Here is a 13,394-nt window from a genome sequence, read left to right as displayed (position 1 = left end):
CTGGATTCGAACCAACGACCTTCGGGTTATGAGCCCGACGAGCTACCAGACTGCTCCATCCCGCGACAAAACTGTTCAGCTGATTCTTTTTTCTGAAAAGAGAACATCAACTGCTTTTAAAAATGGTTGCGGGAGCCGGATTCGAACCAACGACCTTCGGGTTATGAGCCCGACGAGCTACCAGACTGCTCCATCCCGCGACAAAACTGCTCAGCTGTTTCTTTTTCTGGAAAAGAAGGTATCAACTGCTTTAAATATGGTTGCGGGAGCTGGATTCGAACCAACGACCTTCGGGTTATGAGCCCGACGAGCTACCAGACTGCTCCATCCCGCGACAAAAACTCTACAGTTGATCTTCTGGAAAGTACATCAACTTATTTTCTATTGGTTGCGGGAGCTGGATTCGAACCAACGACCTTCGGGTTATGAGCCCGACGAGCTACCAGACTGCTCCATCCCGCGCCAAAAGAGAGGCGAATTATAGGGACGCTGGTCGCATTGTCAAGGGAAAGCTTTGTGAGGGAAGGTAAGGAGGTGGTTGTACGGTACCAACAAGAGATTCGAGCCTTGGTGATACCGTACGACGATCATCTTATAGTTAACTGGCAACCGCTTTGTTAGCGATTAACTGGTTTACGACTTCAGGGTCGGCAAGGGTCGATGTATCCCCAAGGTTCTCAAACTCGTCAGCGGCAATCTTACGGAGAATTCTTCGCATGATTTTACCGGACCGGGTTTTTGGTAAGCCTGGCGCCCACTGGATAACATCCGGTGTGGCAATCGGCCCGATCTCTTTTCTGACCCAGGCTTTGAGATTCTTTTTCAGATCATCACTGGTTTCTGTGCCAATGTTCAAAGTGACATAGACATAAATGCCCTGTCCCTTAATGTCGTGTGGGAACCCAACCACTGCGGCTTCCGCAACCTGCGCATGGGCAACCATGGCTGATTCGATTTCTGCTGTTCCCATTCGGTGACCGGAGACGTTTATCACATCGTCCACTCGTCCGGTGATCCAGTAATAGCCATCACTGTCTCTTCTGGCTCCATCACCGGTGGTATACATGCCTTTAAACGTTGAGAAGTAGGTTTGCACAAAACGATCATGGTCGCCGAATACGGTGCGTGCTTGTCCGGGCCAGCTGTCAAGAATGACCAGATTACCTTCTCCTTCCCCTTCAATCAGACGACCCATGTTGTCCACTAATGCAGGCTGTATTCCGAAGAAAGGTCGAGTGGCGGAACCTGGTTTCAAATCGGTTGCGCCAGGTAGCGGTGTCAACATGGCGGCGCCGGTTTCTGTCTGCCACCAGGTGTCAACGATGGGGCAGCGTTCTTCACCAACGGTTTTGTAATACCAGTTCCAGGCTTCCGGGTTGATGGGTTCACCCACGGTTCCCAGTAGTCGTAATGAACTTCGGTGGGTGCCCGCCACCGCTGCGTCACCTTCTGCCATCAGGGCACGAATTGCTGTTGGAGCAATATAAAGAATATTAACGTTATGTTTGTCGACAATTTTGCTGGCCCGGTTGGTGTGAGGGTAGTTGGGCAGGCCCTCATGCATAACAATGGTGGCGCCGTTTAATAGTGGGCCGTAGGTGACGTAGGAGTGACCGGTAATCCAGCCAACATCCGCATTGCACCAGAACACTTCGCCGGGTTTGTAGTCAAATACATACTCATGCGTCATTGAGGCGTAGACCAGATAACCGCCTGTGGTGTGCAAAACACCTTTAGGGGTGCCGGTGGAGCCGGAGGTGTAAAGGATGAACAGTGGATCTTCTGCGTCCATTTCCCGTGGTTCACAGTGGGGAGAGGCCAGAGATGTTAAATCCTGCCACCAGACATCCCGATGGCGATGCCATGCAACATTGGCACCGGTATGTTTGAAAACAATCACTTTCTCAATGGAGCGTGTATCCGGGTTGGTCAGGGCTTCATCGACATTATCTTTGAGAGGCACTTTTCGTCCGCCACGTACGCCTTCGTCAGCGGTCACCACAATCTTGGCATTGGAGTCGATAATTCGACCGGCCAACGCTTCTGGTGAAAAACCTCCGAAAACCACCGAGTGGATGGCGCCAATACGACTGCAGGCCAGCATGGCGACCGTGGCTTCAACGACCATGGGCATGTAAATAGCCACCACATCGCCTTTTCTGACGCCTTGGCTTTTCAAAGCATTGGCAAAACGGCAAACCAATTCATGCAATTCCTGATAAGTGACAATCCTTGCATCACCTTCTTCATCCGGCTCCCAGATAATTGCGGGTTGATCGCCACGTGCTTCCAAGTGGCGATCGAGACAGTTATAGGAGGCGTTGGTGGTGCCGTCATAAAACCAGTTAATACTGACGAAGTGATCATCGAACGAGACTTTACGTACTTTCGAAAACGGCTTGAACCATTCGATGCGTTGGCCGTGATCCCGCCAGAACCCCTCTGGGTTGATGACGGATTGTTGGTACATTTCAAGATACTGCTCATTGGTGACCAGCGTATTTTCCAAGGCAGAATCTTTGATTGGGTAGGTGGTGATGTCAGACATAACGCATCCTTTTTTTGTTGTTATTGTTATTTAGTTCAATACAGGTAAAAGGTTTGCTTTTATTTTTATCAGTGCAATATAGGATAAGACGACTTGTGACGCATGATCAATAGTGTCGACAGTTTAGAGAATGTGGCAGAATCTGGTATTAGACCTTAGTACGATATAATACCAATGGCGCTTTTTAATTTTGGAGCGAGCAAGTTATTTTGGTCGACTGGGCAATACCCAAAGGGCATAAAGGCGAAGTGACGAGTCATAGCTGTAGCTATGGCGAGGAACTTCAACGCTGATCCAGCCGAATAAAATGACTGCACAGCCCATAATTTAAAAGCAGAATTGGTATAAGAACCAATAAAAATTAAGTCGCTATGTCTGGATGGATTCTTGCATTAATTGCAACGGCCTATGTGGCCATTCTCTTTGTCGCCGCCTGGTTCGGTGATTACCGGGGAGCAGCTTTTAGAAAGCGCTGGCAGCCCTATATCTACAGTTTGTCACTGGCTGTGTACTGCACTTCCTGGACCTTCTTTGGTGCCGTGGGGCAGGCAAGTGAAGAGCTGTGGTCGTTTATTCCTATTTATCTTGGCCCCATTCTTGTTTTTGTTCTGTTCTGGAAGTTACTGGTTAAGCTGATTACGGTTAGCAAACAGGAAAACATAACATCGATCGCCGACTTTATTGCCTCCCGCCATGGGCGTTCTCATTATATGGCTATTTTGGTAACGATCGTTCTTGTAGTGGGCATTCTTCCTTATATTGCCCTGCAGCTGAAAGCGATGGTGATGGGTTTTGGTCAATTAACCAATGACAGTTGGGCTGGTAGTGAGTGGAGCAGAGATGATCTGGGATTGGTGATTACCCTGACCATGGCCATCTTTGTGATTATGTTCGGCACCCGCAAGCTGGATGCAACCGAACACCAAAATGGCATTATGACGGCGATTGCACTGGAATCATTGATCAAGTTGTCTGTTTTTCTGTTAGTGGGTGGTTGGGTCACCTGGAAGGCCGTCAACCAAATGGACTTTTCCGTGACGTTGTCGCCCCAAGGTTCAAGTGCCTCCAGTAATATATTTGATACGATGCTCATGCCGACCATTATGGCCATGGCCGCGATCCTGTGTTTACCCAGACAGTTTCATGTCACCGTCGTTGAAAACAGTCGCGTCGAAGATTTTTATAAAGCCCGATGGTTATTCCCGGCTTATCTATTGTTACTGACCCTGTTGGTGGTGCCACTGGCGCAGGTAGGTAATCAAATATTAGGCGACACCGTCCCCGGCGATGCCTATGTTATCGAATTGCCAAAGGCGATGGGAAACATGCCAATGGCCGTTTTGGCTTTTCTTGGTGGTGTCTCTGCGGCGATCAGTATGGTGATTGTCGCTACATTGGCGCTTACCACCATGGTGTCGAATGAAATTCTGATGCCTTTGCTGTTGTGGCGCAACAAACAGAAATTTTTGCGAAGTCCTGAAGATTTTTATCGCTTCAGTGGCCTGTTGTTAACCGTCAGACGAACAACCATTGTCTGTTTATTGATGATGTCATGGGTGGTCTATCGTTTACTGGCGGACTCCGGGTCACTGGCTTCCATTGGTCAAATGTCGTTTTCTGCGGTTACCCAGCTGGCACCTGTACTTATTGGTAGTCTTTACCTTAGAGATAGCAATGCCAAAGCAGCCACCGGAGGGATTATTGCTGGTATTTCTATCTGGTTTTTCTGCCTTGTTGTCCCGGTTCTGGTGGATTTTGGTTGGCTGAATCATCACCTCGTTACTCATGGTCTGTTTGGGCAATTCTGGCTAAAGCCGTCAAACCTTTTCGGTTTTGAACTGACGGAAACCGTGTCTGGTACAACCCTGCTTGCATTGACGCTTAATTGCCTGATTTATCTTCTTGGCTGTCTCTATCTTAGGCCTGGCCTTGAAGAGAAAAAACAGAGCAGAAAATTTGTCGATGCCGTTCTGGCGGAAGATGGTGTGTTCCTGGATGTTGTTGTAACGGTGGGAGAACTTGAGCAATTAGCCAGCCGCTTCGTTAGTAAAAATCGCGTGTTGGGTGTTATTCAAAGTTATGAGCCCACAGGCGGTGGGTTATTTAAAAATTTTGATGATAAAAATAAGCAGGCTGAACCACAGCTGATCGCGGCAATTGAACGACTTCTGGCGGGTACACTTGGCGCTTCGTCCGCTCGAATTGTTATGAAGTCCTTGGTTCAGGGCAATGTCGGGCTGGAAGAAGTTCAGGCCATGGTTGAAGAAGCCTCAGAGGTGTTCCAATTTAACCGTGAATTGCTTCAGGGTGCGATTGAACATATTAGTACGGGGGTCAGTGTCGTTGACCGTGATCTGAGGTTAGTGGCCTGGAATCATCAGTATCTGGAGTTATTTAACTATCCTCCGGATTTGATCACGGTAGGGCGGCCTATTGCGGAAGTCATTCAACACAATGCTCGCAATGGCCTTTGTGGCGCTGGGAGTATCGAGAGCCACGTAGAGAAACGATTATCTTTTATGCGGCAGGGGACTGCCCATCGTTCTGAGCGTTTAAGGCCTGATGGTCGTGTGATTCAGATTCAGGGAAACCCGATGCCCGGTGGTGGTTTTGTTATGACGTTCACGGATATCAGTGAATTTCGTCAGGTTGAAGAAGAGTTGAAAAACGTCAATGAACGTCTGGAGCAGAGAGTGCGGGAGCGCACCAAAGCGCTTTCTTTGTTAAACGTACAGCTCTTAGGCGCAAAATCTCAGGCTGAAAAAGCGAATAATCAGCGCTCCCGTTTTTTTGCAGCCATCAGTCACGACTTGATGCAGCCGATGAATGCGGCCAGATTGTTTACGTCTTCCATGGAAATAGAGGCAAAAGGCACTTCATTGGAGACGCTGGCAAATAACATTAACAATTCACTGCAGTCAGCAGAACACTTGCTAACGGATTTGCTGGATATGTCGCGTATAGAAGCGGGCAAGATGACCGTAAGTCGTCGTGAGCTACCCGTATCGGAGGTGCTGGATACCCTCAGGGCAGAATTCGAATGGTTGGCAAAAGACAGTGGGATTGTTTTTCGGGTTCACAATTCTCAGTCATGGATTTGTACCGATCCTGTGCTGCTGCGCAGAGTGTTGCAGAATTTTCTGACCAATGCGTTTCGCTATGCAGGTCATTATGAGGCGGTCGGTAAGATTGTGATTGGTTGTCGCCACCTTAATGATGGTCGTCTTGCCATTGAAGTCAGGGATAATGGACCTGGGGTGCCCGCAAATAAACAAAAGATTATCTTTTCGGACTTTCAGCGAGCCTCTTCGACTGGGAACGGACTTGGCCTTGGGCTTTCCATTGCCCGGGGAATCTCAAGAATCCTTGAGTCGTCTATTTCTCTGAAGTCTGAGCCGGGTAAAGGCGCAATCTTTTCCATCGCGGTCGCAAAGGCGCAAAGAACAACAGTGGCAAAACTGCCTCCCAGTCCAACAGAGCTTGCCAGACACTTAGCTCTTAACGTGCTTTGTATTGATGATGAACCGGAGATTGCGGCGGGGATGAGTAGCTTACTCAGCCGTTGGGGTTGTGATGTGTCGATTGCCCATAATGACGAACAGGCGAGGCAGGTTTTGCAAGAAGGTCATATTGATTTGCTTATGGTGGATTACCATTTGGGACTGGAAATCAACGGGGTTGAGCTAATAGAGGCGCTTCGCCATGAGAGTGAGTACGAGATGGCGGCTGTGCTGGTTACAGCCAATCAACAGGATGGTATTCGGCAACGTTGTAGAACACTGGGTATTGCTTATCTGGCAAAGCCAGTAAAACCAGCGGCGATGAGAGCTCTGTTAAACAGTATTAACAGTACGGTGCACTAAATTTGATTTTTCTTGATTGGGGGTGGATCTATTTCCAGCTCTTTAATGGCGATTACGGCTTGGGTTCGGCTACGCACACCCAGTTTTTTGAAGATAGCGGTAACGTGAGCTTTGACGGTGGCTTCAGACACGCTGAGATCATAAGCAATTTGTTTGTTTAACAACCCTTCACTGATCATTCCAAGCACACGAAACTGCTGTGGCGTTAAAGAAGCAAGCTTCGTTTCAATATCACTTTTACCTTGGGCTTCTGAAGGTTGAATGTTCTCCGGCCACCAGTTTCCACCCTGAAGAATGTTAATTACTGCATCTTTTAGATCGTGTAATGGGGTCGATTTAGGAATGAAACCATTTGCACCGTGATTCATTACCTTATGAACCACCTGCGAATCTTCGGAGGCTGACACCACGGCAACAGGAACGCTGGGGTACTGCCCCCGTAAAAAAATCAGTCCGGAAAGGCCGTGAGCACCAGGCATGTTGAGATCCAGAAGTATAAGGTCTGGTGATAAGGCGCTTTCAAGCAGTGTTTGTAGACCGGCTATGCTGCCTGTCTCGTGAATTTCCGGTTCATCCAGTGCTTGCAAAACCGAGGACTTCAGTGCAGTTCTGAATAAAGGGTGATCATCCGCAATAATTATTGTGTAGTCCATGAGGTCAGCTTGCCATTATTTAGTGAGTGGTTCAATCCTGTATAACTGTACTTTCGTGCGCCATTAATTGTGTTTATTCATAACGCGCGCATTTTCATAGCTTGGAACTATCTACTGTTAGTTCGGTCATATTAGGAAACAGTTTAATGTTCAGGTATCCAAATGCTCTCTTTACAAGCTCCAAGTTCGCCTAATACTGTTCCCGCTATACCACCAAATAAGAATGATTCTCCGTATCCCTATCAACAAGTATTTGATGTAGGGCAGAAAAAAATAAGTGAAGAGCTTAAAGGATTGCGCGGCTACAGAGAAGCACACCCTGCCTGGAGTGCTATGAAGTCTTCCTTCTGGTTTACGGGTGCTTTACTCAACCAGGGAGTGCAACTGGTTGGCTCATTTGTGGGGCATTTGGTGACTGCTGTGGTGGTTATTCCTTTGGCGTCGGTACCGGGCGTTGTTTATGCCACGGGTATGAAAGCGTATGACTGTATTGCTGGCAATAAGGATGGCAAGTCGTTTTTTGATTATACCCTGAGTGTAGTGCAGGTGAGCTGTAAAGTGGCCTATAACCGTGCGACGGATTGGATGTGCAGGTACTTACTTGGGCCCGCATTGACGTTCTCTATGGTCGAGCCTCTGGTTTGTCTTGTTGCTGCCGGCGTAGGGAGTCTGGTTGCCTGCCCATTTATTTATCGGGACTTAAAGCATAATCAGGGGGAAAATGTTGAGTATCTTGAGAGGGTAATGATGACCCCGATTTCGGATGTCAGTAATTTCTATCTTTGGGACACCTTTCTCAACCTGAATGGGAAAAAAATATGCGCTGCTGTTAACAGCCTGATAAAAGGCAAGCAGGAAGGTAAAACAACAGGGTTAAAACCGTCAGGTGCAACACCACCACCAGCAAAGCAAAATTGTCGATTAAGTAATCTGACAGCGGGACAGCCAAAACTGGATCTAAGTAAACTTCCTTCCGCTAACACTCCTGAAAATACTGATGCTAAGAAATGTATTCCATGTCACAAAAGGAATAACGCAGGTTCACCATCCTAAACACACTCATTGAGAGCCGGTAGACGAAAGACGGATTGCAAGCCGTGTTTTGTAGTGGTGATTATGGTGAGACAGGGCTGAAGCATTCGGGGTATTTGCCATGAACATTGGCGTAGAATGCCTGTATTTCGGAAAGGTCTTTTTCCATATCGTCACTAGGATCGATAATTGGCCCAAACCCGCCGGTTTTTCCTTTGAAATCCAGAAACGCCAGCACGATAGGTACGCCTGAATTTTTCGCCATATGGTAAAAACCGGTTCGCCAGCGTTCCCCTCGGGCACGAGTTCCTTCAGGGCAGATCACCAAACCCAGTTTACGGTGTTGTTTGAATGTGCAGACTGTTTGCTCTACCAGGCTGCCTCGACTGCAGCGGCCGTTGCGATCTAACGGTATGCCGCCCATCCAACGGGTAATCCAGTTAAAGGGTCCCCAGAACAACGTGTGCTTTCCTACCCAATAACATTGAACGCCAGTGGCCAGACCAATGGCCATTCCATAGATAAAATCCCAGTTGCTGGTATGAGGTGCGCCCACCAGAACATAGCGAGCCAGTCGTGGGGCTTTGCCCTCGATTGTCCATCCCATCAATTTCAGAAACAGTTTTGCGGCTGCGGATAATACAAAGCTGATAACCGGCGTGTTAAAAATGGTAACTTGCATTGTGAAGAATATGCCTTGCTTTCCTGAACTTCCGGAAGCGGTGTTGAAAACAGTCGTGTAAGGACGGCTTTGAGCACAGCTTCGTAAAAGGTTAAGAGTATTCGCTACTGGGAAAATGTGAAGACTTGGAAAACTATTGCCAAATCAGTTCTGTATGTATATACAGTATTTATCCCTGAGCTGATTGAAACATGATGGACAGTAATGCCAACCTTGAACAAAAGGTAATTCAACGAAAAATCATTCACGTCGATTTTGACGCTTTCTATGCCAGTATTGAAATACGTGATAATCCGAAGTTGTCAGGACGACCCGTTGCTGTCGGGGGGGCTTCCGACAGAAGGGGTGTGATTGCCACTTGTAATTACGAAGCTCGACGTTTTGGCGTTCATTCCGCCATGGCATCTGCTCAGGCATTGCGTCTTTGTCCGGACTTAAAAATCATTCCGCCACGTTTCTCTGTATATAAAGAGGCGTCGGCTGTCGCTCATGAGGTTTTTCGTCAGTACACTGATTTTATTGAACCTTTGTCCCTAGATGAGGCCTATCTGGACGTCACTGGGTCGTCTCATTGTCGGGGTAGTGCAACGTTAATTGCAGAAGAAATTCGGGGCAAAATTTTTCAGAAACTGGGGGTCACCGTCTCTGCAGGTGTGGCACCCAATAAATTTCTGTCCAAAATTGCAAGTGATTGGAAAAAGCCAAATGGTCTTTTTGTGATCACGCCAGATCAAGTGAATGACTTTATTTTTGACCTGCCCGTGAAAAAAATTCATGGGGTAGGGAAGGTGACGGCAGAAAAACTGAACAAAAGAGGCATCAAAACCTGTGGTCAGCTTCGACAATACTCCATTCTTGAATTGAGCCGTTGGTTTGGCAGTTTTGGTGAGCATCTGTGGAATTTGAGTAGAGGGCAGGATGATCGAGAAGTTCAGACCAGTCGCAAAAGAAAATCCCTGTCTGTTGAGCATACCTACGACCATGATCTGGCCTCATTGGAGGAAATTTCGGCCCAGGTAACGCCATTGCTTGAGGAGCTTCAGGCACGATTTAAGACTATTGAAAAAGAGTATGAAGTCTACAAGCATGTGGTCAAAGTGAAGTTTGCCGATTTTACTCAGACGACCTTAGAAGAAGGCTTGCCTGTTAATGGTGACAGTGTGTTTGACCATTTCTCGACGTTATTGATCCGGGCCTGGGAGCGCGGCAAACGCCCAGTGAGACTGTTAGGCCTGGGCGTTCGTCTGCAGACGATCAATGATGAAAAACTGATGGAGCAGCTGGAGCTCTTTGAAAAGAAATTTATTGGATTGCGGTAAATGTCTTATTCAGTTGCCGGTGCTAAATGCTCAACCATCAGTTGCAGGTTCTGTTGGCCACGGAACTCATTAATATCCAGTTTATACACCATTTTTATTTTTTGAATATTGGGGTTTGGCCATTGGCGATTATCAATATTAAAAGCAATGGCATCCAGCCAGGTTTCGCTACCAGGCAGCCTCAGCACCATTTTTAAATGCTTTTCACCAACCAGTTTTTGCTGAATGATCTGGAAATCACCATTAAAACTAGGCTCTGGAAAACTTTGCCCCCAGGGGCCGCCCTCCCGGAGAGTGAATGCAGTGTCCATTGTCATCTGATTCGGTTGCAGCTCGCCATCCGTATGAATTTCTGCTTGCAGGTCAGCTGTCGTCAGTTGTTGCCGAACTTCCCGGTCAAAGGCCTGTTTGAAGGTATCGAAATCCGACTTACAAATGGTTAAACCGGCGGCCATGGCGTGGCCACCAAATTTGATAATCAAGTCAGGGTGTTCTCTGGAAACGCAGTCCAACGCATCCCGCATATGAAGGCCGGGTATAGAGCGGGCAGAACCTTTAATTTCAGGTTCACCTTCCGGGTTATCTGCCTCAGCAAACGCAATCACTGGCCGGTTCAGTTTCTCTTTGACTCGGGAAGCGAGAATGCCCACTACACCCTGATGCCAGCCTTCCTGAAATAAGCTAACGCCCCAAGGCAGGTCTGACTGTTGACCAAGCTGCAGTTTTTCCAACTCTGCCATGGCTTGCGTTTGCATATTGCCTTCTATGGATTTTCTGTCGCGGTTAAGACCGTCAAGTTCAGAAGCCAATTCCCGAGCCCTTTCAATATCATCACAAAGCAGCAGCTCAATACCTATGGACATATCATCCAGCCGGCCAGCAGCATTAAGGCGAGGGCCAAGGGCAAAGCCCAGATCGGAAGCCGCGAGTGTGTTTGGATTTCTTCCGGATACTTCAATCAAGGCGGTAATACCGGGACGACAGCGACCGGATCGAATCCGGGCTAGCCCTTGAAACACAAGTATACGGTTGTTGCCGTCCAGTTTAACAACGTCCGCTACGGTACCTAAGGCAACAAGGTCAAGCAATTCCGCCAGATTCGGCTGAGGATGTTCTTCAAAGTAACCTTTATTGCGAAGGTGTGTCCTGACCGCACACATAACATAAAAGATAACCCCGACGCCTGCGGTGTTTTTAGAGGGGAAGGTGCAGTCCTGTTGATTAGGGTTGACAATGGCATCAGCATTCGGGATTTCTCTGCCTGCCAGGTGGTGGTCTGTAACCACCACTTGCATGCCTTTGTCTTTTGCCGCTTGAACTCCGGTAATGCTGGAAATACCGTTGTCGACTGTGACCAAAACATCTGGCTTAAACACGGTGGCTGCTTCGACAATTTCAGGCGTCAGTCCATAACCAAATTCAAATCGATTGGGAACCAAAAAGTCAGCAATGCCTCCCAGGCTGCGGATGGCCAAAACACCAAGAGCGCTACTGGTGGCACCGTCACAGTCAAAATCACCAACAATCAAAATTCGCTTCTTTTCGATAATGGCGTTAGCAAGAATCTCTGCAGCCGGCTCAATGTCTTTTAATTGTCGGTAGTCGTGTAATTGCTGCAGTTGTTTTGGCAGCTCATTGTCAGATCTGATGCCCCTTGCGCTGTAAATTCGTGCCAGTAGTGGATTGATAGCATGGCTGAATTCACAAGAAGACAAGTCATAAGGACGTTGGATGATATTGACAGGCATACAATAGTAAGGGCTTGTAGAGTGTGTGATGAGAATAACACAGTAAAAACATCTGTCGAAAATGACAGTTGAAAATAAGAGTTCAAGTCATCCAGTATACTGGACGACTTGCGACATCTAATTACGTATTTTGAATATAATCTTTCAAAATATTGAGATCGTTTTCGAGAATGTCGTAACGTTCTTCACGATCATGGAGATCTGCCATGTGGTGTGGTAAGGAGGGGGCGTTCAATCCTGCTTTTACAATAGCTTCCGGGAACTTCACAGGATGCGCTGTTGCCAGAGTCACTACCGGTGTTTCTCGAGCTAAATCGAGTTCCTGAACCGCACGAATACCTGTCGCCGTGTGGGGGTCTGCCAGATAGGCCGTGTTGGCGTTAAGCTCTGTAATGGTCTCGCATACTTGCTGATCATCCGAACGACAGCTGTCAAACAGGCTTTTAATGTCTTGCCACGCTGTGTCACTCACCTGAATGGTGCCGGTTTTCTGGAATTTATCCATGAGTTCATGCATGGAAGCACCATCCCGCTTATGCATATCAAACAACAGTCGTTCAAAGTTGCTGGACACCATGATGTCCATACTGGGCGACAGGGTTTGATGCAGTGATTCTTTGCGGTAATCATTGTTCTGGAAGAAGCGATGCAGAATATCGTTGTTATTAGTGGCAACGATGAGTTTATCGACAGGAAGCCCCATTCCCCTAGCAATATAACCGGCAAAGATATCGCCAAAATTACCCGTAGGTACGGAGAAGCTCACCGCCTGTTCTGGCGTGCCAAGGTTCAAACCCGCATAGAAGTAGTAAACAATCTGAGCCATGATACGGGCCCAGTTAATAGAGTTAACTGCAACAAGACGGGTATTTTCTGGCAGGAAGGATTGGTCTGCGAAACATTGCTTCACCATGTCCTGACAATCATCAAAATTGCCTTTGATGGCAATGTTATGAACGTTCTTATCCAGAATAGTGGTCATTTGACGACGCTGGACTTCTGATACCCGCTGATAAGGATGAAGAATAAAAATCTCAAGGTGTTCGCTGTGACGACAACCTTCAATAGCCGCAGAACCTGTATCGCCAGAAGTGGCTCCGAGCACGACGGCTTTTTCATTTCGCTCGGTGAGCACGTGATCAAGCAGTCGCCCCAGCAGTTGCAGGGCAAAATCTTTAAAAGCAAGGGTAGGTCCGTGAAACAGCTCCATGACCCACTGGTTTGCATCCAGCTGTTGCAAGGGCGCTACTGCTTTATGACTGAAAGACCCGTAGCTGTCATTGATCATCTGTTGCAGTTTGTCATCGGCTATGGTGCCGCCCACAAAGGGTTTAATGATTTCAAAAGCCAATTCGTTATAGGGAAGCCCCTTCAGGGAGCTAATTTTATCGGCACTGAACTGGGGGAGTGACTCTGGCACATAAAGGCCACCGTCTTCGGCTAAACCAGCCAGCAAAACCCCTTGAAAATCTTTGGGTTCTCCCTGGCCTCGAGTACTGATGTATTTCACTGTGAATTCCGTATGTTTGTTTCTGATGCGACTGCTGCC

At 47.7% G+C, this 13,394-nt stretch carries 8 protein-coding genes and 3 tRNA genes; 3 read left to right on the top strand and 8 right to left on the bottom strand.

Annotated features, from left to right (window positions below; all coding sequences use genetic code 11):
• Positions 1-123: 123 nt before the first annotated feature.
• The 4 genes from AKL11_RS13700 to acs all read right to left on the bottom strand — a co-directional run bounded on the left by AKL11_RS13700 (position 124) and on the right by acs (position 2,548).
• Positions 124-200, bottom strand: a tRNA-Met gene (locus AKL11_RS13700).
• Between the two features lie 57 nt (positions 201-257).
• Positions 258-334: transfer RNA gene (locus AKL11_RS13695), tRNA-Met, on the bottom strand.
• Between the two features lie 51 nt (positions 335-385).
• Positions 386-462: transfer RNA gene (locus AKL11_RS13690), tRNA-Met, on the bottom strand.
• 136 nt (positions 463-598) lie between these two features.
• The gene (gene acs / locus AKL11_RS13685; protein ID WP_067518330.1) at positions 599-2,548 is read right to left on the bottom strand and encodes an acetate--CoA ligase; all 1,950 of its coding nucleotides are present in this window, start codon (positions 2,546-2,548) and stop codon (positions 599-601) included.
• Between the two features lie 371 nt (positions 2,549-2,919).
• Between acs and AKL11_RS13680 the strand changes: the two genes are divergently transcribed.
• Entirely contained in the window at positions 2,920-6,411 is a 3,492-nt protein-coding gene (locus AKL11_RS13680; RefSeq protein WP_067518328.1) for a hybrid sensor histidine kinase/response regulator, read from the top strand.
• Here AKL11_RS13680 and AKL11_RS13675 read toward each other — a convergent pair.
• Positions 6,408-7,064, bottom strand: coding sequence for a response regulator (locus AKL11_RS13675; protein ID WP_067518325.1), 657 nt, complete (start codon positions 7,062-7,064; stop codon positions 6,408-6,410). The two genes, AKL11_RS13680 and AKL11_RS13675, sit on opposite strands and share 4 nt — an antisense overlap.
• 162 nt (positions 7,065-7,226) lie before the next feature.
• On the opposite strand from AKL11_RS13675, the gene AKL11_RS13670 reads away from it, so the two are divergent.
• Positions 7,227-8,117 carry a hypothetical protein gene (locus tag AKL11_RS13670; protein WP_067518323.1) on the top strand — a complete coding sequence of 297 codons (891 nt, stop codon included), beginning with the start codon at positions 7,227-7,229 and terminating at the stop codon, positions 8,115-8,117.
• Between the two features lie 61 nt (positions 8,118-8,178).
• On the opposite strand, the gene AKL11_RS13665 is transcribed toward AKL11_RS13670, so the two are convergent.
• Positions 8,179-8,778, bottom strand: a complete 600-nt coding sequence (locus AKL11_RS13665; protein WP_067518321.1) for a lysophospholipid acyltransferase family protein — start codon at positions 8,776-8,778, stop codon at positions 8,179-8,181.
• A gap of 191 nt (positions 8,779-8,969) precedes the next feature.
• Between AKL11_RS13665 and dinB the strand changes: the two genes are divergently transcribed.
• The gene (gene dinB / locus AKL11_RS13660; protein ID WP_067518319.1) at positions 8,970-10,097 is read left to right on the top strand and encodes a DNA polymerase IV; all 1,128 of its coding nucleotides are present in this window, start codon (positions 8,970-8,972) and stop codon (positions 10,095-10,097) included.
• Between the two features lie 5 nt (positions 10,098-10,102).
• Here the strand turns inward: dinB and recJ are convergent, their stop codons facing one another.
• Together recJ and thrC are read right to left on the bottom strand one after the other, a co-directional pair.
• Positions 10,103-11,845: a single-stranded-DNA-specific exonuclease RecJ gene (gene recJ, locus AKL11_RS13655; RefSeq protein WP_067518316.1), complete on the bottom strand. Its 1,743-nt coding sequence runs from the start codon at positions 11,843-11,845 to the stop codon at positions 10,103-10,105.
• Positions 11,846-11,966: 121 nt separating this feature from the next.
• On the bottom strand, positions 11,967-13,355 hold the full coding sequence (gene thrC / locus AKL11_RS13650; RefSeq protein WP_067518313.1) for a threonine synthase: 1,389 nt from the start codon (positions 13,353-13,355) through the stop codon (positions 11,967-11,969).
• Positions 13,356-13,394 lie beyond the last annotated feature (39 nt).

The sequence above is a fragment of the Endozoicomonas ascidiicola genome (genome assembly GCF_001646945.1).
Taxonomy (GTDB): Bacteria; Pseudomonadota; Gammaproteobacteria; order Pseudomonadales; family Endozoicomonadaceae; genus Endozoicomonas; species Endozoicomonas ascidiicola.
The sequence above is the reverse complement of the archived record's forward strand: the minus strand, read 5'-3'. Positions and strand labels throughout refer to the sequence as shown.

Excerpts from the sequence above, each read along its gene's own strand:
- AKL11_RS13670 (WP_067518323.1), top strand. The coding sequence starts at position 7,227 with ATGCTCTCTTTACAAGCTCCAAGTTCGCCTAATACTGTTCCCGCTATA.
- dinB (WP_067518319.1), top strand. The coding sequence starts at position 8,970 with ATGATGGACAGTAATGCCAACCTTGAACAAAAGGTAATTCAACGAAAA.
- AKL11_RS13675 (WP_067518325.1), bottom strand. The coding sequence starts at position 7,064 with ATGGACTACACAATAATTATTGCGGATGATCACCCTTTATTCAGAACT.
- recJ (WP_067518316.1), bottom strand. The coding sequence starts at position 11,845 with ATGCCTGTCAATATCATCCAACGTCCTTATGACTTGTCTTCTTGTGAA.
- AKL11_RS13680 (WP_067518328.1), top strand. The coding sequence starts at position 2,920 with ATGTCTGGATGGATTCTTGCATTAATTGCAACGGCCTATGTGGCCATT.
- acs (WP_067518330.1), bottom strand. The coding sequence starts at position 2,548 with ATGTCTGACATCACCACCTACCCAATCAAAGATTCTGCCTTGGAAAAT.
- AKL11_RS13665 (WP_067518321.1), bottom strand. The coding sequence starts at position 8,778 with ATGCAAGTTACCATTTTTAACACGCCGGTTATCAGCTTTGTATTATCC.